This window comes from Sulfidibacter corallicola (assembly GCF_017498545.1).
Taxonomy (GTDB): domain Bacteria; phylum Acidobacteriota; class Holophagae; order Acanthopleuribacterales; family Acanthopleuribacteraceae; genus Sulfidibacter; species Sulfidibacter corallicola.
Map to the genome: position 1 here is coordinate 5981061 of NZ_CP071793.1, position 19124 is coordinate 6000184.

Annotated in this window: 15 protein-coding genes; 4 read left to right on the forward strand and 11 right to left on the reverse strand. The window is 59.4% G+C overall.

Features of this window, described 5'->3' with window-relative positions; genetic code table 11:
* Positions 1 to 93: 93 nt before the first annotated feature.
* From J3U87_RS18310 to J3U87_RS18335, 6 genes are all read right to left on the reverse strand, one after another.
* On the reverse strand, positions 94 to 1359 hold the full coding sequence (locus J3U87_RS18310; protein WP_237377226.1) for an NAD(P)/FAD-dependent oxidoreductase: 1266 nt from the start codon (positions 1357 to 1359) through the stop codon (positions 94 to 96).
* Between the two features lie 84 nt (positions 1360 to 1443).
* Positions 1444 to 2445, reverse strand: coding sequence for a 4-hydroxyproline epimerase (locus J3U87_RS18315; RefSeq protein WP_237377227.1), 1002 nt, complete (start codon positions 2443 to 2445; stop codon positions 1444 to 1446).
* Positions 2446 to 2649: 204 nt separating this feature from the next.
* Positions 2650 to 3297 carry a GntR family transcriptional regulator gene (locus J3U87_RS18320; RefSeq protein WP_237377228.1) on the reverse strand — a complete coding sequence of 216 codons (648 nt, stop codon included), beginning with the start codon at positions 3295 to 3297 and terminating at the stop codon, positions 2650 to 2652.
* Between the two features lie 81 nt (positions 3298 to 3378).
* Positions 3379 to 4809 carry an aldehyde dehydrogenase family protein gene (locus J3U87_RS18325; protein WP_237377229.1) on the reverse strand — a complete coding sequence of 477 codons (1431 nt, stop codon included), beginning with the start codon at positions 4807 to 4809 and terminating at the stop codon, positions 3379 to 3381.
* Positions 4810 to 5459: 650 nt separating this feature from the next.
* Positions 5460 to 6392 (reverse strand): dihydrodipicolinate synthase family protein, encoded by a 933-nt coding sequence (locus J3U87_RS18330; RefSeq protein ID WP_237377230.1) that lies wholly within the window; start codon positions 6390 to 6392, stop codon positions 5460 to 5462.
* A gap of 392 nt (positions 6393 to 6784) precedes the next feature.
* Positions 6785 to 8638, reverse strand: a complete 1854-nt coding sequence (locus J3U87_RS18335; protein WP_237377231.1) for a M2 family metallopeptidase — start codon at positions 8636 to 8638, stop codon at positions 6785 to 6787.
* 685 nt (positions 8639 to 9323) lie between these two features.
* On the opposite strand from J3U87_RS18335, the gene J3U87_RS18340 reads away from it, so the two are divergent.
* The gene (locus tag J3U87_RS18340; protein ID WP_237377232.1) at positions 9324 to 11762 is read left to right on the forward strand and encodes a response regulator; all 2439 of its coding nucleotides are present in this window, start codon (positions 9324 to 9326) and stop codon (positions 11760 to 11762) included.
* A 35-nt stretch (positions 11763 to 11797) separates the two neighbouring features.
* Positions 11798 to 12217, forward strand: coding sequence for a response regulator (locus J3U87_RS18345; RefSeq protein WP_237377233.1), 420 nt, complete (start codon positions 11798 to 11800; stop codon positions 12215 to 12217).
* Positions 12218 to 12225: 8 nt separating this feature from the next.
* Here the strand turns inward: J3U87_RS18345 and J3U87_RS18350 are convergent, their stop codons facing one another.
* Complete coding sequence (locus J3U87_RS18350; protein ID WP_237377234.1) at positions 12226 to 13266, reverse strand: PP2C family protein-serine/threonine phosphatase; 1041 nt, start codon at positions 13264 to 13266, stop codon at positions 12226 to 12228.
* Positions 13267 to 13862: 596 nt separating this feature from the next.
* On the opposite strand from J3U87_RS18350, the gene J3U87_RS18355 reads away from it, so the two are divergent.
* Entirely contained in the window at positions 13863 to 14105 is a 243-nt protein-coding gene (locus J3U87_RS18355; protein WP_237377235.1) for a hypothetical protein, read from the forward strand.
* Positions 14106 to 14228: 123 nt separating this feature from the next.
* Here J3U87_RS18355 and J3U87_RS18360 read toward each other — a convergent pair whose 3' ends face one another.
* From J3U87_RS18360 to J3U87_RS18375, 4 genes are all read right to left on the reverse strand, one after another.
* Positions 14229 to 15038, reverse strand: coding sequence for an ABC transporter permease (locus tag J3U87_RS18360; protein ID WP_237377236.1), 810 nt, complete (start codon positions 15036 to 15038; stop codon positions 14229 to 14231).
* Positions 15035 to 15982, reverse strand: a complete 948-nt coding sequence (locus tag J3U87_RS18365) for an ABC transporter ATP-binding protein (protein ID WP_237377237.1) — start codon at positions 15980 to 15982, stop codon at positions 15035 to 15037. Before J3U87_RS18365 ends, J3U87_RS18360 begins: the two co-directional genes overlap by 4 nt.
* Before the next feature lie 325 nt (positions 15983 to 16307).
* A complete protein-coding gene (locus J3U87_RS18370; protein WP_237377238.1) occupies positions 16308 to 16931 on the reverse strand; it encodes a hypothetical protein in 624 nt (207 codons plus the stop codon).
* A gap of 4 nt (positions 16932 to 16935) precedes the next feature.
* Complete coding sequence (locus tag J3U87_RS18375; RefSeq protein ID WP_237377239.1) at positions 16936 to 18012, reverse strand: helix-turn-helix domain-containing protein; 1077 nt, start codon at positions 18010 to 18012, stop codon at positions 16936 to 16938.
* 512 nt (positions 18013 to 18524) lie between these two features.
* Between J3U87_RS18375 and J3U87_RS18380 the strand changes: the two genes are divergently transcribed.
* Positions 18525 to 19088, forward strand: coding sequence for a pilus assembly FimT family protein (locus J3U87_RS18380; protein WP_237377240.1), 564 nt, complete (start codon positions 18525 to 18527; stop codon positions 19086 to 19088).
* Positions 19089 to 19124 lie beyond the last annotated feature (36 nt).

A 19124-nucleotide genomic window follows, 5' to 3' on the forward strand; every position in this document is an offset into this window, starting at 1 on the left:
GACGGGAGTCGGAAAAGTCGTTATCGATCCCGACCAAAAGGCCTAGACCCTCGCTGTTCGGAATGAATCGCCACCTTTTGGTCTCGCCTGCATTTATGCCGAAAAGCGCTCCACGGAAAGGTCGGCCAAAGACTGGGCGGAGGTTGCCTGTACCGATTGCTCGGCGGCGATTTCGCTGATGATCTTGCCCGTGATGGGTGCCAGCGTAATGCCGATCATCGCGTGGCCGGTGGCGACCAACAAATTATCGAACCTATCGCTGCGCCCGATCATCGGCAGGCCGTCCGGCGTGCAGGGGCGAAACCCGGACCAGATTTGGCCGCGCGACACCGATTCGGCCCGAAAATCGGGAAAATAGGTCGGCGCCGCCTTGAGTATGGAGGCCACGCGCTTGCGATTGATGCTGGGGTCGAGGCCTGCTAGTTCCAGGGTGCCGGCGAAGCGAATCTGATTTTCCAGCGGGGTGACCGTGGCTTTCGCCTCGGCCAGGATCATGGGAATTCGCGGTGAAACGGTGGGACCGGGAAGCGTGATGCTGTAGCCTTTTGCCGCTTGAACCGGCAATTTCAGACCGAGCGTCCTCGCGATCAAGGGTGACCAGGACCCACCGGCCAAGAGGATTTGGTCGGCGGTGAAATCGCCTTGGTTGGTGCGCACGGCGACAATTTTCCCCTGCTCTTCGACGAGTTCGGTCACTTCGGTTTGCGTGTGGATCGTCGTTTGTCCCTTTTGCTTCAATTTGGCGGCAAGAGCGGTGACGAATCGGCCGGGGTCCAGGTGGGCGTCCTGTGGATAGTAAACGCCGCCGATGATGCCATCCGGCACGTGCGGCTCGAGCGCACGCAGGGCCTCCTGGTCCAATTCCTCCACGGGCATGCCCATGCCTCGCGCCAAGTTGGCGCCCTTGAGGCAGTCCTGGCGACCCTTTTCCTTGGCGAAGAGCATCAGGAGACCTTCTTTGCGGTAACCGAAAGAGAGATCGTCGATGGCGGCCAATTCGTCGAACAGGGGCAGGCTCGCCTGGATCAACTCGTGGATGATGGGCATGGAGCGGCGCATCCGCGATTCGGAACAGGCCGACCGGAAACGCCAGATCCAGGAGATCAAATCGGAACTCAGACGGGGTTTGATGTAAAACGGGCTGGACGAATTGAATAGCCATTTCAGGCCCTGGCTGATCACACCCGGCGCGGCCAGGGGCACCACGTGGCTGGGCACGATCAAACCCGCGTTGCCGTGAGAGCAGGCGCCGCCCACCTCGCTTTTCTCCAGCACGGTGACGGAAAATCCGGCTTGATTCAAATAGTGCGCGGAGCAGATGCCAATGGCGCCGCCGCCAACGATCAACACATCCGACATGGTGCCTCCCGATCCTGTTTGCTGAGACTGACGTATTCGCGAGAGAGAAGAGTGGGGCACCCACACGCGGGGCACCCGCTTGTTTCAGAGTACCTGGAATCCGTGCGCGAAGGGGTCCTCGTCATCCACGAAGATCGAGTTGATCCCCGTGACGCGGGCCCAGCCCTCGATGCTGGGAATGATCGCGTCGTACGAGCCCACGCGTGCCTGACCTTCGACCCGGGCTCGGAACAGACTGCCGATCACGCTCTCGTGCACGAAACTGTCGCCGACGGCGAGCTTGCCGCGTGCCGCCAATTGGGCTACGCGCGCCGAAGTGCCCGTTCCGCAGGGAGAACGGTCGATCGCCTTGTCACCGTAGAACACCGCGTTGCGGGCGTCCGCTTCGGGATGGCGTGCCTCGCCCGTCCACTGGATGTGACTGAGGCCGCGAATCGTTTCGTTTTCGGGATGGTCGAAGGTGTAGCGATCGTTCATGGCCTGGCGTAACTTGGGGCTGATACGCACCAAATCGCCGACGCTGAACGCCTTCATGCCGGCGTAGTTTTCCTGGGGTTCGACGATCGCGTAGAAATTGCCGCCGTAGGCGACGTCCAGCTTGAGCGGGCCCAATTCGGGACAGTCCACTTCCAAGTCGGTGGAATGGAGGAACGAGGGCACGTTGGTGATGCGAACCGCGCTGATGCGATCGCCTTCCTTGCGGTAGTGCGCCTCCACCAGACCCGCGGGAGTGTCGAGTTTCAGGACGCCCGGCGTTTTGGGGGTGACCAGGCCCTGCTCCAAGATCACCGTGACGGTGCCGATGGTACCGTGCCCGCACATGGGCAGGCATCCGCTGGTTTCGATGAACAGGAAAGCGATGTCGCAATCCGGTCGGGTCGGCGGATAGAGAATGGTGCCCGACATCATGTCGTGGCCGCGGGGTTCGAACATGAGTGCCGTACGAATCCAATCGTATCGGGAGAGAAAATCCTGGCGGCGCGCGCTCATGGTGTCGCCTTCGAGAAAAGGTCCTCCGCCGGCGACGACCCGAACCGGGTTCCCGCAGGTGTGGGCGTCGATGCAGAGAAAGGTGTGCTTGGCCATGGTCGATCCTTTCGTGCGGCGAGCCACGACGAGGCCGTCCGATCGAGTACGGGACCCACCGTCCGGAGACGGACGGCGCCCCTGGTGTTCCTCGATCGGAAACCGCTCCACGTGTGGTCGCCACGCTTGGCGTGAAGTTGCGAAAGCTTCGGTGGGAGTCAGGTTCCCTGGGATTGGGAATAGGCCGATGGAATGCGACGCGCCTTAGAACATCTCCAAGGCGGCGCGCGTGAATTGCTCCAAGTAGTCCATGAGCTGATCGGAGGCGGCAGCGGCCGCTTCTTCGTTGCCTTCGGCAACGGTGTCCATCAGCTTCGCGTGCAGGGTGGCCGATTGGCCGAGATCGCCATTGCCTTGATAGAGGTACCAAAACCGGCGGCAGTGGGCGTGCAGCGGTGCGCAAGCACGTGCGGCGAAGGGGTTTCGGGATGCGTCTTCCAGAACTTGATCGCACTCGCGGTCGTAGCGCATGAACTCCGCGGTGTGCTGGGTTCGTGCGGCCGCGGCGAGGTTCGCGGCGAGATCGGCCAACTGGGCGCGATGCTCGGGGGTGGCGCGTCTCGCGGCACGAGTGGCGATCAGGCGATCGAGGACTCTGCGGGTTTCCAGCAGGGCGAGGTGCTCGGTGATGTTGACCTCGGTGACCATCATGCCGCGACGGGGCATGGTCACGACGAGCCGTTCGGAAGTCAGGCGCTGCAAGGCCTCACGCAAAGGAGTTCGGCCAATGTTGATTTCCCGGCTGAGTTCCGCCTCGGAGAAGATCGTCCCGGGTGCCAATTTCAACGTGACGATCATTTCCTCGATAACGGAATAGGCTTTTTCGGCTAGACTGCTGGGCTGTTTCTGCATAGTCCTTTTCGGTTGGGGCCTGGCGGCCGCCCTTTTCTGGAGTAAGGCACTTTGGGTCATGTTCGACTTCCCGATTCCGGCTCAACCGGCCAAATAGGTGGTTTTGACCGTTGTGTAGAATTCGATTGCCGCCGGCCCTTGTTCGCGTGGGCCGTAGCTCGAATCTTTTCTGCCGCCGAAAGGAACGTGGTAGTCCACACCCGCCGTTGGTAAATTTACCATGATCATACCCGCTTCTGCATGGCGTTTAAAGTGCAATGCGTGTTTTAGCGACGTGGTACAGATTCCCGAAGACAAACCGAATCCGGTTCGATTGGCTTCTTCGAGGGCCTGTTCGTAGTCGGCGACTCGTATGACCGAGGCCACCGGGCCGAAAATTTCTTCGCGATTGATGCGCATGTCGGCCGTGGTTTCGGTGAACAGGGCGGGCGCCAGGTAGTACCCTTCGCGCGCCAGTTGCAGGCGATCGCCGCCGTAGACGAGCTTGGCGCCTTCGCTCTGGCCGATTTCGATGTACTCGCGCACGCTGTTGAGTTGGCGACCGTCGACCACCGGGCCCATTTGGGTACCCGCCTCACGGGCATCGCCGACCACCAGCTTGGCGAGGCGTTCGGTCACGGCATTGACGAAACGATCGTGAATGCCCTCGGTCACGATCAGGCGGCTGGAAGCGGTGCAGCGTTGGCCGGTGGAAAAATAGGCGCCGTTGACGGCAATGTTGACCGCCGTGTCCAGATCGGCGTCATCCAGTACGACGAGCGGGTTCTTGCCGCCCATCTCCAGTTGGAACTTGGCCATGCGACCCACGCAGGTCGCGGCGATCCGGCGACCGGTATCCACCGAACCGGTGAAGGTCACGGCGTTGACGCGAGAATCTTCCACGATGGCGTTGCCGATGACGCTACCGCGACCCATGACCAGGTTGAAGGTGCCGTGCGGCAGATCGGCCCGAGATATGATCTCCGCCAGGGCCCAGGCGCTTCCGGGCGTGAGTTCCGCCGGCTTGAAGACGACCGTGTTGCCGAAGGCGAGGGCCGGCGCGATTTTCCAGGCGGGGATCGCGATCGGGAAATTCCAGGGGGTGATGATCCCGACGACGCCCAGCGGCTCGCGCGTCACCTCTACCGCGACGCCGGGGCGAATCGAGTCCACCAGATCGCCGGCCATGCGCAGCGCTTCACCCGCAAAAAACTTGAAGATCTGACCGGCACGGTTCACTTCGCCGATCGCTTCGGGTAGGGTCTTGCCTTCTTCCCGCGCCAGGAGGTCGCCCAATTCCTGTTTGCGCGCGATGATTTCGGAGCCGATGAAGTCCAAGGCGTCGGCCCGCTGTTGGGGCGTTTTTCGAGACCAGGTCGGAAAGGCTTTGACGGCGGCTTCCACGGCCGCTTCGGTGTCGCGTTTCTCCGCACGTGCGTAGCGATCCACCACGTCGCTGATATCGGACGGGTTGATGTTTTCGATGCTTTGGTCCGACGCTTTCCAGGCGCCGTCGATGTAATTTGCCTTCATGTTTCGCTCCTGTTGATTGAAATGGCTGAGCTGACAAGAGAACGCTTGTGGACGATGAGGTGTTCGACATGGGGGGTTCCGCGATTGGGAACCGGATGGGACCGTTTTCCGTCTGCGCGGAGAAGCGGCGATCCGTCCAGGGGAAAGGATCGCATGCGGATCATCAACTCGGCATGGGAAAACCGGCCCTTTCGGCGAAAAGTCGAGAATCCATCCCCCGGTTCGGCCGGGGGATGGTGTCTGAGGAGTCGCCTGGTCGGGCGTGGTGTATTCGGCATTCGTTCCTGAGGAAAGGGGGAGAAGTGGTGGCTTTCCCCGGAGAACGAACACCGAATAAGCTTGATCCGCCGCAAAACCGGTGCGGCGGGAGACCGTCGCGCATGGGGGAACAATCGCGAGGGCCGGGGGGAAATTTGGTGTGACAGGCCGGTTGTCGTTGATCGATAGGTGGGCGATCGCCGCCTTGGGGCATGCGGAGAGCGCCTAAAAAGAGGGGAACCGGCTCGAACGAGCGGTTGAGGGGATGCTCCCTCGAACCGGTTCCCACGATGAAGATACGCGGATGTGTCGATCACATCGCGAAGAGGTGCGATGCGATCGACGTCACCGCGTTTTGATCAGCCCGCTCGCGGTCGGGCCCCGCATATGACCTAAGCGAGAACGGTCTGATCGTTGTGAGCTGCTTTTGCCAGCTCGGGTCGAGAAGCGAGACATTCGTCGATGATTTCTTCCACTCTGCGGCGTTCTTCGCCGGCCAGAGGTAGACGGGGGGCGCGTACGTGTTCGGTGCCGAGGCCGGTTTTGACCTCCGCCAGCTTGATGTTCTGCACCAGCTTGGTGGACACGTCCAGGTGGAGCAGCGGCATGAACCAGCGATACAGTTCGCGGGCCAGGGTGAGATTGCCGGCCAAGGCGGCCTGATAGATGGCGACCGTTTCGCGCGGGAAGGCGCATACGAGGCCGGCGACCCAGCCGTCGGCCCCCAGCAGCAGGCTCTCCAGAGCCAGGTTGTCCACACCGCAGAAAAGGCGGTAGCGGTCGCCGAGCAGGTTGCGGATATCGGTGATGCGACGCACATCGTCGGAGGATTCCTTGATTGCGACAAAATTCTCGCAATCGGCCAATTCCGCCAGGATGTCGGGGGTGAGGTCGATCCCGTAAGCAACCGGATTGTTGTAAAGCATGATGGGCAGGTCGGTCGACTTGGCGACGGTGCTGAGGTAGGCAACGGTTTCACGATTATCGGACTTGTACAGCATGGGCGGCAAAAGCATGAGGCCGTCGGCGCCGAGATCCTTGGCATCGGCGGCCAGTTGGCAAGCGGCCTGAGTGGTGTTTTCCGCGATGGTGGCGAGCAAAGGAACTTGTCCCTTGATTTGAGCGGCGGCAGATTGTATGGCACTGCGTTTTTCTTCAGGAGAAAGAACACTGTTTTCGCCGAGCGTTCCAAGAACGATGATGCCATGGCAGCCACTGTCGAGCATGGCTTGGATATGGCGTTGGAATGCGGGAGAATCGAGTTGGTCGTCGGCGGTGAATTTCGTAGTAACGGCAGGGAATACGCCGTGCCAATTAAACTGCATGATGGAACTCCTAAAAGATTTACTGGGGGCGGAAGGGACGTCAATCAGAGTGACGCAACAAATAAATCCGCAGAAGAAGGGACGATCGCGTCCGGCTACGTTTGCTAAATATGTGATACCACTGATATATCAGTGAGTGCAACAAAAAAACGCGATCTCTATCGATTTCCTGTTTGTTTTTGTTCGGTTTTTCGTTTTGCTTGACCTCGGCCGCTTTTTCCGGCCTTGTCCCCGAGCCTCCACGATTCTGAAGCGGCTCGCATGGGCCCTTTCCGGAGGCCTTTCCAAATAAAAAAAGAGCGGCTCTTTCGAACCGCTCTCCTTGTTTGGATTTCGTGAATGGCGGATATCGAGTCCGCCCACCTCGATGGGGGCTCGCTCGGATCTCGCGATTACAGGGCCGGCAAGGTGTGCTTGCGACCCTTGTTCTGCTTTTTCAAGTAGGCCATCAGGGGCTCGAAGTAGTCGAGCATGGGCTTGGCGCTGATTTCTTCGCCGAGGTTGTCCCGCATCACCTTGCGCCAGTCGACGACCGAGCCGGTTTTCAGGATGCCGTGGAGGAAGGTGCCGATTTCCTTGTTGCCGTAGTAGTTGGTCGCCCGCGGATCCTGTTTCAGGATGTTCTTGGCGATGTGCGCGTGCAACTGGTGCAGGATGATGTAGGAGATGGCGTAGTCGTAGTACTGCGCCGCGTCGTTGTTGATGTGGGTCTTGGTGGCCGCGTCGCAATAGGATTCGTCGCGGTCGGAAGGAGGCTCGATGCCCTGGAACTTTTGCACGTAGGACCACCAACGCGCGTTGTACTCGTCCTTGGAGAGGTTCTGGCTGTAGAGGTCGTGCTCGAAGTGGGTCATGGTGCCCGCGGAGAAGGGAATGAACACCACCATGCCCAGCGCTTCACGCAGCAGGATCTGGATTTCGTCGGTCTTGGCGTTTTTGTCGATCAGGTTCAGCTTGGCCAGGAACGGCTTTTGGGTGGAGGCCATGCCCAGCAGGCTGCCGACGGCCTCGTGGAAGCCGCGGTTGGCGCCACGACGGAGCAGCGGCGGGACCTCCGGATTGGTATAGGCCATGTAGTAGTAGATGTGGCCGAGTTCGTGGTGGGTGGTCTCGTACCAGCGCGCGTTGGGCTCGACGCTCATCAAGCTGCGCAGGTCGTTCTGGAGGTTCATGTGCCAGGCGCTGGCGTGGGTGTTCTTCTTGTAGGGCGCGTCCTTGGCGACCGGGTAGAGGGAGGACTTGGTATAGAAGCTCTCGGGCAGCGGATCGAAACCGAGGCTGATGTAGAACCGCTCGGATTGCTTCACGAGCCATTCGCTACCCTTTTCCTCGAGAATGCCGTCGAGGTCGATGCCTTCCACCTTGACCATCTCGGCCCAATCCTGGCCCCAGCGATTGGGAAGCCAGTGGGCGGGAATCAGGTCGGGAACCTTCTTGGCGCCGTACTTCTCGGCCAGCTCGTGGCGGGCCCAGGTGTGGAGCTCGCGATAGAGGGGGCGCAGTTCTTTCATGAACTTGCGGTTCATCTCCATCATTTCCTTGGAGGTCATGCCGTAATCGGAAACCTGGTAGTCGAAGTAGTCGTGGTAATCGAGCGCCTGAACCGTCTTGTTGCGCAGGTCTACCAGCTCAGCCAGGCCTTCCTTGAGCTCCTTGCCCACTTCCTTGGAGGCTTCCCAGGCCTTCAGGCGCTTGCTGGGGTCGGTCTCTTCGTAGAGAATGCTGTCGATCTGGTTGGGGGTGACTTCCTCGCCGTCAATTTTGAATGAGTACCCGAAGAGATTGGTGTTCTGGCGGGTTTCGGCGGCAATGCGCTTCTTGACCAGGTCGGGAACCGTTTGGGGGTTGTTCGCCGCGCCGTAGAGGATGACCTCGAGCTGCTTGACCTGCAGGGGGGTCAGTTTGTCTTTGTGATTGAGAAATTTCTTGGTGTGCTCGATGACCGAAACGGAGCCGGTGTGGCGGGCCATGGCTTCGTTGGCGAGCTTGGTGATGTTGTCGATGGCGCCGACGCCGTCGATGATAACCGTGTTCGAGGCCCATTCCGCCTCCGCGGAGAGGGCATACAGGTCGAGAAAAGTCTTGGTGTATTCGTCGATAAACGCCTGGGCTTTGTTGGAAATGTCGCTTTCGGGCGCGCCCGCGGTGGTGGACAAAACCGAGAGGAACAAGATCAAAGTCGACATGATGGCGCGGGCGATGTTGCCGCCCGTCTTGGAAAAACGGTTCGATAGTTGGACGTTCATAAAGAGGATGGCCTCCAAAAAATTGTGTACCCCACTCTCCTGGGATCGAACCCCTGCCGCCGTTGGCGAGACCCTCGGGTTTCGCGAGACGGACCCGTGTGGTGGGGGTCCGGAGAATTGGATCTGAATCACGAGTGGTCCCGGCGGCTGATCGAGCCGATGGCGCGGGTGCGACTCGTCCCTCGCGGTTTCCGAACAAAGGGTCCGTACCGGAGGGGGATGGCTCGAATCGGGAATCGATACCGCTTCGGATAGGTCATTCATGAATAGCGAAACATCTGTCACACGGCCTTTGATCCCGGGCTTCGGCCCGGCGGGGGAGGGAACGCAGGCGCCATCGAATCGCGTGGTTTGCCACGATCGACAGTGTCGTCGCACCCACCCGAATCACCCACCATCCGGGTTCGAAACCGAACGGCGGCCGTGCACATCGCAGCGGAGGAAACGGGACTCAAAACCGAAAGTATACCATCCTAATCTTCTACGCGTAACACAGCGAACAAACGCATCACGGTCGTTTCGGAGCTCTGCCGGTGGGGCGGCAAAAAATTCAAGCTCCATGGAGGGGGGATCCGAAAGATGATAAGATGAACTCCCCTTTCCCGAGAAACCTAGGGGATTCGTGGAACGCACAGCCTGGGTTCAAATCTATTACCGCCGAATTTTTGCTGTCTGGGGTCTTGCTTTGGTCGCACAAAAGATTCTGGAAGAAAAGTTGGACTCGCTCCGACGGGAGTACGAGCGACTTCTACCCAGAAAAGTCAAGCAAATCGGTGAAACGTGGGACTTGCTGCGGGAAAGCGGTGATCCGGGTACGTTGAGCCTGTTATATCGTTTGGTCCATAGTCTGGCCGGGTCGGGCGCGACCTTCGGCTTCACGCGTTTGAGTCAATGTGCCAAAGAGGTCGAAGCCTCTTTGCTGGCGCTCGAGGAAAAGGGAGAACCGCTCGGCGAAGAGGACCTGAGTGCCTTGGGCGAGCTGTTCGACACCATGCGGGAGGCGGCCTTTCAAAAGGATGCCAGCGTGGAGCAGGTCACGCTCACGTCGATCCAACCGCAGTCGCAAAAGGTGGAGACCCAGGCCAGACTGTTTCTCTACAGCCTCGATCCCATTTTTTCACAGCAGTTGCGGGTGCAACTCAGTTTTTACGATTTCCAGGTGTCGCTTTTCGCCGACTTGGGGAATCTGTTGCGGGAGGCCAATCGCCAAAAACCGCCTTCGGTGCTGATCTTCGATTTGGCACAGGAAGGGTTCGGCGTGGCCCACCTGGAGCCGATCTACAATCTCTCCAAAGAGCTGAACACCAAGATTCCCATGGTGTTTCTCCTACCGCGTGGGGACGATGCCACCTTCTGGTTGCGCGCCGTACAGATCGGCGCCCGGGCCTGCTTTTCGAAACCATTGGGAATCGGCTTTCTGGAGAAGATCCACGAGATCGTCTCGCCGAACGAGGAACCACCCTATCGCCTGATGATCGTCGACGACGACAAGGTCCTCTCGAATCATATCGGGGCCATCATGGAGAAGGCGGGCATGGACGTGTTGGTCATCAACGAGCCGACTCGCGTCCTCCAGCCGATGTTCCGTTTCAAGCCGGATCTGATTCTGATGGACCTGCACATGCCCGAATGCTCCGGGCTCGACTTGGCTCGGGTGGTGCGCCAGTACGAGGATTTCGTCTCGACGCCGATCGTCTACCTGTCCAGCGAGACTCAGGTCAACAAGCGCCTGGAAGCGCTGGATCTCGGTGCCGACGACTTCCTCATCAAACCCATCCAGTACCGCTACCTCTATTTCTCGCTTTCTTCGCGCATCAAGCGCGCCCGTCAACTGCGGACCCACATCCTGGCCGACGGCTTGACCGGCCAACAGAACCACACCACGCTCTGGCGCCGCTTGGGCGAGGAGCTGGTCAAGGCTTCGCAGAGCCGCATCCCGCTGACCTTCGCGTTGGTGGATATCGACAATTTCCACGAAATCAACGAGGAGTACGGTCACCCCGCCGGCGATCGCGTCCTGCGGGGTCTGGCGATGTTGCTGCGGCGGCGCATTCGGCAAAAGGGCATCATCGGTCGCTATGGCGGTGAGGAGTTCGGAGTCGTGCTGGTCGGGTTCGAGGAGGCCGAAGCCCTGGACCTGATGGACCAGATTCGCGAGGATTTCAGCGAAATCGTACACGATCTGGATCGCAAGGGTTTTCACGCCACGATCAGTGTGGGCCTCGCCGGTTCACCCGCTTTCGAAACCGCGCGGCTCCTGTCCAAGGCGGCCGAATGTGCCGTGAACATGGCCAAGGAACGCGGTCGCAACCAGGTGCTCATCTATCCCAAGGATCGTGCATTGACGTTCCATCAGTCGCCACCGGCATCGGATGACGAAAGCGTGCGGTTCAAGGTCCGCGACGAGAGCGAAGAACCCGAGATCCGACCCGACAGCAGCATCGATTTCCTCGTGTTCAACACGGATTCGTTCAACGTCCACGCCGCCGATGCCCAGGTGGATTTCTCCGTGGACGGCTACGCCGAAGGGGAACAGCCGATCGAACTCACGGACGAGGAGAATACCATCTCCTTCGAGGATCTTTCCGAGGAAGCGCCGGAGGAGGCCGCCGTCGTCGACGACAGCCTCGCGGATCTGGACCCCGAGGAACTGGCCGAGGCCCTGGATCTGGAAGACGATCAGGCGCCGGACGATGTAGTCGAAGGTTCCGATGGCGACGAGAACGACGACGATTTCGACGAGTTTTCCGATGCACCCCTCGTCGTGGTGGTGGACGACGAACGCGAGATGCGGGAGTTGGTCAAGAACACCCTGAAGAACAACGGATTTCGGGTGTTGGTCGCGGCGGATGGCGATCAGGGGTTCGAGCTGGCGCTCCAACACGAGCCGGTCTTGCTGATCACCGATCTGCTGCTCTTCCCCGGCATCCACGGCTTCGAGCTGTGTCGCCGGGTGCGCGCCCATCCCAAGCTGAAAGACTTGCGCATCATGGTCATGACCGGGGTCTACAAAAGTTACCGATACCGTATGGAAGCCCGCGACGCGGGAGTCGACGAATTCATGGAAAAACCGCTGGATTTGGAGAAGCTCGTTCAAAATGCGTGCAGATTGACACTCGCGTGACGATCGGGTGGGTTTGGCGGTGCAAGGAGTTGCCGATGACCGAGGCTCAGGAAGGTTCGACCCCAACGCCGGCGCTGCGACGGGTGATGTATGTCGAGGACGAACCAGACATCCAGTTGATCGTGCGCATGGCTCTCGAGGAATTGGGCGATTTCGAAGTGGAGATCTGTTCCGGGGGCAGTGAGGCGCTGGCACGGGTGGACCAATGGCGGCCCGATCTGATCCTGTTGGACGTCATGATGCCGGACATGGATGGGCCGACGACGTTCCGAGCCCTGCGCGAGAAGGCCTGTTGCCGGTCCACGCCGATTGTGTTCATCACCGCCAAGATCCAGAGACAGGAAATTCAGCCCTACCTGGATCTCGGCGCTGCGGACGTAATTCAGAAACCCTTCGATCCCCTGGCCCTACCCCAGCGGTTGCGTTCGATCTGGGAGCGTTGCCGGGAAGCGTAGGCGACGCTTCAGCCGTGGCGGTAGAAGAGGATCGAGATATTGTCGGGCTTGGTGTACAGCGGAGAGCCCGTGGTGTTCCACTTGAGGTTGGCCTCGATACAGCGGTTGTACAGAGCGTTCAGAAGGGCGCGGTCGTCGTTGGTCGAATCGACGACGTCCTTGATATCGCAGGGATGTAGCGTTTCCAGGCCGTCCGAGGCCAAAATCAGGGCATCGCCCTTCTTCAGCGTGAGGAAGGTCGGCATCCAGTAGGGATCGTAGTTGCGCCCGATCGCGTTGGAAATGATGTGCCGCTGGGCCAGGTATTGCTCGTCCGAGAACTGCTTCTTCAGTTGGTCGAGGTCCAGCCACTGACGGTTTTGATCCAGCAGGCGCAAATCCTCGTCGCGGATGTGGTACAGCAGGACGTCGCCCACCTGACCGATCTCGCATTGATTGTTCTTGATGCTGACCGCGGTAACCGCCGCCTGGCTGATCTCGTTGGGAAAGGTCACGAACTCGGGGACTTCGCCTTCCAGCTTGTCGCCGAGATCCAGTAGGACCTCCACGCTGTCGGCGAACACTTCCTGGATCGATTTCTCCGGGTGCTTTTCGAATTGGCTGAGAATCACGTAGCTGGCCACTTCGCCTACCAGGCAGTCGCCGACCCCGTCACAGCCCACCAGCAGCAGTTCGTTCTCGCGCTCGAATACGCCGATCCCGTCTTCGTTGACCGCCTTGTAGTTCACACCCCGGGAAGACAGCCCTTCGGCCCGTTCGCCGAGCACGTAGCCGTTCTCGTTACCCGCACAAAAGCTGTCGGAAGGCTGGCGATCCATCATCCGGTAGAGGATTCGGGTGGCCATGCGCTTGAAGATCAGGTTCTTGGATTCGGTTTCCACGAATCGGAACCAGGTATAGCTGTTCATCTTGGAAGCGATGTGCTTCAGGTAAATCGGAGAATAGTGCCCGAACAGTTCGGTGAGACTGGGATAGTTCATACTTGGGGGAAGAATTTTTGCAAAATCCTCGGCCGAAAGGGTTGGGATTTGAATGGGTGTCTTCCGCATCCTTACTCCGATTTAGGTCGTCTAGATATAAATTATCTGGGTATTCTAGCCCTATGCCTCGTCATTTGGAAATGAAAATTGAAAACCCAGAGGCCAAACGCGTCCACCCGGTTGCATGTCCGCAAAACAGACACCGCACCTGGACTTCGACCTCGGGCCGGAAGCCAGGCTTCGAGGAGGTGGAAACGTCGTACGGGAAAGCTCGGCGCCCCGATTCGGGAGTAGCTTGCCGATTCCCGGGGGTCGTTCCCGGTGTCTTCGAAATGTCATGACGGACGCTGTTTTTAGCCTTATCGCCCGGGAGTGGATTCCACTTGAGGTTCAGCGCCAAAAAACGATCGGGCCGGGTGGGGACGTGCCCCGGGCGGGTTCGTCACGGGGTTGACCCCGGTTGATCGGCTCGCTAAGGTGGGGGCACGGTGACAGGTAAATGTAAGCGGATGGTTTTTCGCTAGTTGCCTTTGGGTTTTCTTGTTTGTGGTCTGTTAAGAATCCCGGCCTAGTGACCGATAGGCATTTGGAAACCCAGCCACCATCACTGCGAAACGAACGCGTCGCCATCACCACTCCAGGGCGGCAACCGAGGAGGTTGTTTGATGTCGGAAGATAAAAACCTCATTAGTCAGGACGAAGTGGACGAGCTGTTCAAAATCCACGATTTGATTTCGGATAAAAAAGAAGAGAAGCAAACGTCCCTGATCGAAGAAATCAAAGGTGCCATCTTGGATTCAGGCAAGCTCACCATCACGGAATGGAAGAGCCTTCGGGAGCGGATCCGCGAGATCGAGGTGCTGATTCCCCATATCGACATGATCATCCAATTGAAGGACAAAGACTGATTCCCAGGTCATGGTCCCCGTGCGCTCGAGAACTGGCGGGCGCGATCCGCGAGACATGTCGACCCGATCATCCCTTCGACCGGAAGGGATGATCGTACTTCGCCCGGTGACGCGTCCCTGTCTTCAGGCGAGCTTCTTTCCGATCACCACCTTGGCCAATGCCGTCATGATCAGGTTCATGACGACCAGGACCGCCAGGCAGCCCCACATGCTGAGATTTGCGACGGGTGTCGCCAGCAGGTTTTTGGACCCTTGCCAGCTACCGTCGAAGAACACCGCGCGCAGGGGCTCCACGGCCATGGTGATCGGGTTGAGGGAAACGAACCAGGTCAACCAGCCGGGCATGTATTCCAAGGGCGCGAATGCGGTGGACATGAACATCAGCGGCAACGAAATGATCATGATGATGGACAGCAGCTCGAAGTGGTACCGGAGCGCGAAGGACAGGGCCAGGCTGAGGGTCGTGAACAGCATGGTGATCAGGGCCAGCACCAATATGAAGACGCCGATCCCGGCCAATCCGCCGTTGAACTTGACGCCCATGACGCTCGTAACCAACACGATCACGACACATTGCAGCAACGTCATTACGAAAATGTGGAATCCGGTGGCCCAAATGATCGAAAACCGCGACTTGAGGGGGGCCGCCAAGAGACGGTCCAGAAAGCCCAGCTCGCGATCGAACAGAATGGGCACGCCGCCGTTGAGGGCGCCGGTGAAGGCGGTGAAGACCAAGGCGCCCGGGGTGATGAAGGCCAGATAGCTGTCGGTGCCTACCAACGTGCGCATCGGGCTGTTCTTGAAGACGGCCGAGAACAGGACCAACCAGATGAAGGGCTGAAACAGGCCCGCGAGCAGCACGATCGGTCGTCGTTTCGAGTGAAGGAACCAGCGCCAGGACAACGCCTTGATTTCCATCAGGTAAGCATTCACGAATCACCTCGCAGCGAGAATCGATAGACGTCTTCCATGTTGGGATGCTGGACGTTCAGCGAGAACACCGGGAGGTCCGCCCCTTCCAGGTGCGAAAGAATCGTTCCCTGGACTTCGGACATGGCGCTTTCGCCCTGCACCGCCAGGGCGACCCAGGTGTCGTCGTGATTGAGGACACGCAAGCCGGTCTGGCCCGCGAACACCGCCGCGGCCTGTTCCTGGTCGCGGGCGGTCATGTACTCCCGCGTCTGCAGCCGAACCACGAACTGCCCCAATTGTTCCTTCAAGGCCTGGGGGGTGCCGCTTTGGGACACGACGCCGCGATCGAGGATCAGCACCTCGTCGGCCAGTTGCTGGACTTCCTGGAAGTCGTGGCTGGCCAGAATGACCGAACCGCCCTCTTTGGTGAAATCCCGAATCAGGGACCAGATCAACTCTCGCGCTTCGATGTCCAGGCCGGTGGTCGGCTCGTCCAGGATCAGGATCCGCGGGTTGTGCAGCAGGGCCGTGGCCAAGTCCAGGCGGCGTTTCATGCCGCCCGAGTATTTGCCGATTTGTCGATCCTGGGCTTCCTTCAAGCCCAGCCGATCGAGCAACTGCAGGGCCCGGTCGCGATGGTCGCGCCATTTCAAGTGAAGGATGCCTGCCGTGAACTGCATGAATTCGACGGCGGTCAGCACCTTGTCCATGGCCAGTTCCTGCGAGACGTAGCCGACGAGATCGCGGATCTTGCGCGGTTCTCGCAGGATGTCGCGGCCCTCCCACAGGATTTGCCCGCCGTCCGGGGGCACCAAGGTCGTCATGATCTTGATGGCGGTACTTTTTCCGGCTCCGTTCGGTCCCAGCAGGGCCAGAATGCGGCCCGGCGACAGGCTGAAACTCAGTGACCGAAGCGCTGCCACATCTTTGTAACTCTTTTTGAGGTCTTTTATTTCCAGTGTCATGCGCGCTGTTTTCCTTTTGACTAGGGGAGGTTGGTGCCGTGGCCCGCGAAGCGTTTCGCGCCTGGCTCGGCGCCTTCGGTCGCCTTTCGAATCGGGGACCGGGGACCCGCGCTTGTCGGGAGGCTCGGGCGATCGGGTTCACGACATGCCGACGCAAAGCATGTGTTTGCCGTGTCGCGTCATGATGACGGACCTGCCAAACCCCGGATGATAGCACAGCACGGGCGGAAATGGTGCTGGACCAAAGCTTTCGCCAAGGTGGGGGCCTGTGGAAGAACTCGTTTCGACCGAGCGTCGTAGCGTCGGGAAAGGGGCTGTCGAACGCTCAGGTTTCCGAGGATTCCATGGTGCGCGCGATGGCCATTTGGTGAAATCCGTACCAGAGAATGCCGGTATTGGCCACCAGAATGAGAATCGCCGCGATCACCATCCACGGTTTCGGTTCCAATTGCCGGTCCATCTGTTTGAGGGCCGGTTGAAAGTGATCGACCACATGCCAGAACGCGGAGGTTTTGGCATAAAAGTCTTCCTCCGATCCCACCATGTAGAAATACACCGCGCCTTCACCCGATTTCGTGCTGGCGAAGCCCAGAATGTAGTCGCGGAAGCGGTCGTCCTGTTTCAGCCGGAATATTTGCGGGTTCTTGCCCAGGTACCGCGTCTCTTCCTCGATCGGCTCCAACTGAATCCGTTGAATGCCCATGACCTGAATCAGCAGGTCCAACACGCGGTTGGGGTGCGGGTTCGCTTCTTTGAAGGCGGCGGCGACGAAAAACGCGTCGTGTTCGGGAGAGCGGGCCACGATCACCGATTCACCGACCCCGTGCGGCCAGTACACGTGCGGAAATTCCTCGTGGACCGGAAGCGTGGCGCCGTCCTTGAAATGAATGACGGGACGGTCTTCCGCCGGTGCGGGCCAGCCCAGCCAAAGACAGAGACCGAGCACCATCGCTCTAATCCACTTCGCCTCTGCGTACCGACGCCAACACATTCAGGAATTCCTTCTCGGGGATCACCCTGGGATTGTTCTTCTTCTGGGAGTACTTTCCCGGCGTTTCCAGGAACTGCTCCACCAGGATAGCGTAAAGCTTCTCATATTCCCGAAAAGTTATATCGAATTGTGCGGCGCGCACTTTGAGACTGGCTTCGCGCACCTGGCGCAGGTGATTCAAACGCTCGTCGATTTCCTTGCCGGGTCCTTTGGGCGGCCCGCTGGGCACGGTTCCCTCCAATAACTCGAACAGCGAGGTGCCCAGCGCCGCGGCCAGCCGATTCAGGGCGGCCAGCGAGATGTGGGTCAACTGCTCCAACTGGTGTGGTGTCAGGTGAATGGAGCCCAGGTCCAGATCGGCGCTGTTGTGGTAGGTCATCAGCTCCTCGCGAATGGCGTCGAACGGCTGCTCCAAAAGCTTGATCTGCGCCGGTCGCAAGCCGGCCTTGCTCGCGATCTCCTCGACGCTCTTGTTCCTGCGGATGCGCAGGTCGTGGACTCGTCGGCCCAGGTCCTTGAAGGACACGCCCGGTGCCCGCGGTGCCTTCAGGTCCTTGAGGATCGTTTCCACCACCGGAAGCAATTGCGGCTTCAGGTCACGCCAATCGCGATACTTCAGGTAATACCGTTCACCGTCGGTGGCGTGCACGATGTTGGCGGGCGTACCGATCAGGAACCGCGAGAGCTGGGTGTCGCGTGAAAAGATGATGACGGGTTTGCCCAGTGAGGTGGCCATTTCCACTTCGCCACCGATCCCGAAGCTGGTGTGGTCTGCCGCGACCAACATGTAATCGGCCTCGACGACCCGAATCCGATCGAGCAGATAGACGTGCTCCGGCAGCATGTGGTCGCGTACCTCGGGCGAGGTGACCAGCGAGGGGATGTACAGCCGCGTGTGATAAGGCGGCCCCGCCAGTGCTTGGGACACCTTTTCGATCAAGTTCTTGAGTCGACCTTTCTCCCGCGGGGGGCATTTGGTGATCGGCTCACTCACGTAGGCCAGGTGGGTTGGCTCCTGAACGGCGGTGGCATGGGTCATCGAAATGCGTTCCTTTCAATCTGGTCCTGGTCGGGCATCGTTTCCTGTCGGCTGGATTCGGGATGAGGAAGCTGCTCGCTTTCTTTCGATACAATGTAACCGTATTGATCGGAGTTGTTTGGGTGAAAAATGTCGCATTGTTGGGTGAGGTTGCCGCGTCAACTCGATTGGACAATTCTCTATAACTCTCTATCTGTTTAGTTCTAATAATCTTAAGTGAAACTTGCGAAAAAGGGCGTCAAATCCGTTTGACACCGTTCATCCCACCGCATTTTGGGCACGAGTGCATCGCTGGTTTTATTGAAGTTACGTTTTGAAGTGGGATTCGAACCGGCATGTGGCTTGCCCTCTTGGATTGGCGTTTCCTTTGGGGCCCACACTTTTTGGAAGCCCCAATGGGCCAGGCTCGGATACGGCTGCGCATGTCTCCGCTTGGGAGGCAATGGGATATGTTCGGTCGGCGGGTGTGCAATCCGGCCTGGCCCATTCCCCGACAGTGCGGGAGGTTTTCGATGAGTCATCGTTTCGGGAAAGGTATCGGCGGGTACTCCTTGATCGAGTTGAGCGTGGTCCTGGTGGTCGCCATCACGTTGGGGGTCCTGGCCGCGCCGCTTCTGACGGGCCCGCTTCGGGACCGGGAATTCGGGGTATTCGCCGCGGAGTTGACCGGGCAGTTGTTGTTGGCGCGCAGTCATGCGCTCCACATGCGGGAAGAGGTCCATTTCGATTTCCAGTCGGACCGGGAATTTCGCTACCGCCTGCTCCGTCGCCGGCCCGGTGGGGGTTGGCGTGCGCTCTCGCTGAACACCTGGCCATTCGGATATGGGCGGACGATTCATGCCGCTTTGCCGGCTTGGCCGCTTCCGCATCCTCACACGGGTTCGCCCATTCGCCATCCCATCAGCTCGACCCACGGGCAACGCTTCTTTTTTGGCACTGAAGGGTCCAGTTCCGGTTCGGTGGTGTTTTCCGACGGGCGCGATCGGGTTCTCTGTGCGGTGATATCCGGTGAGACCGGTCGCTTCAGGGTGTACCTGTGGAACCGTAGCGAAGGGGATTGGGATGTCTATTATTGATGTATGGCGGTTCGTCTCCGTGGCATCCGGCGTGAG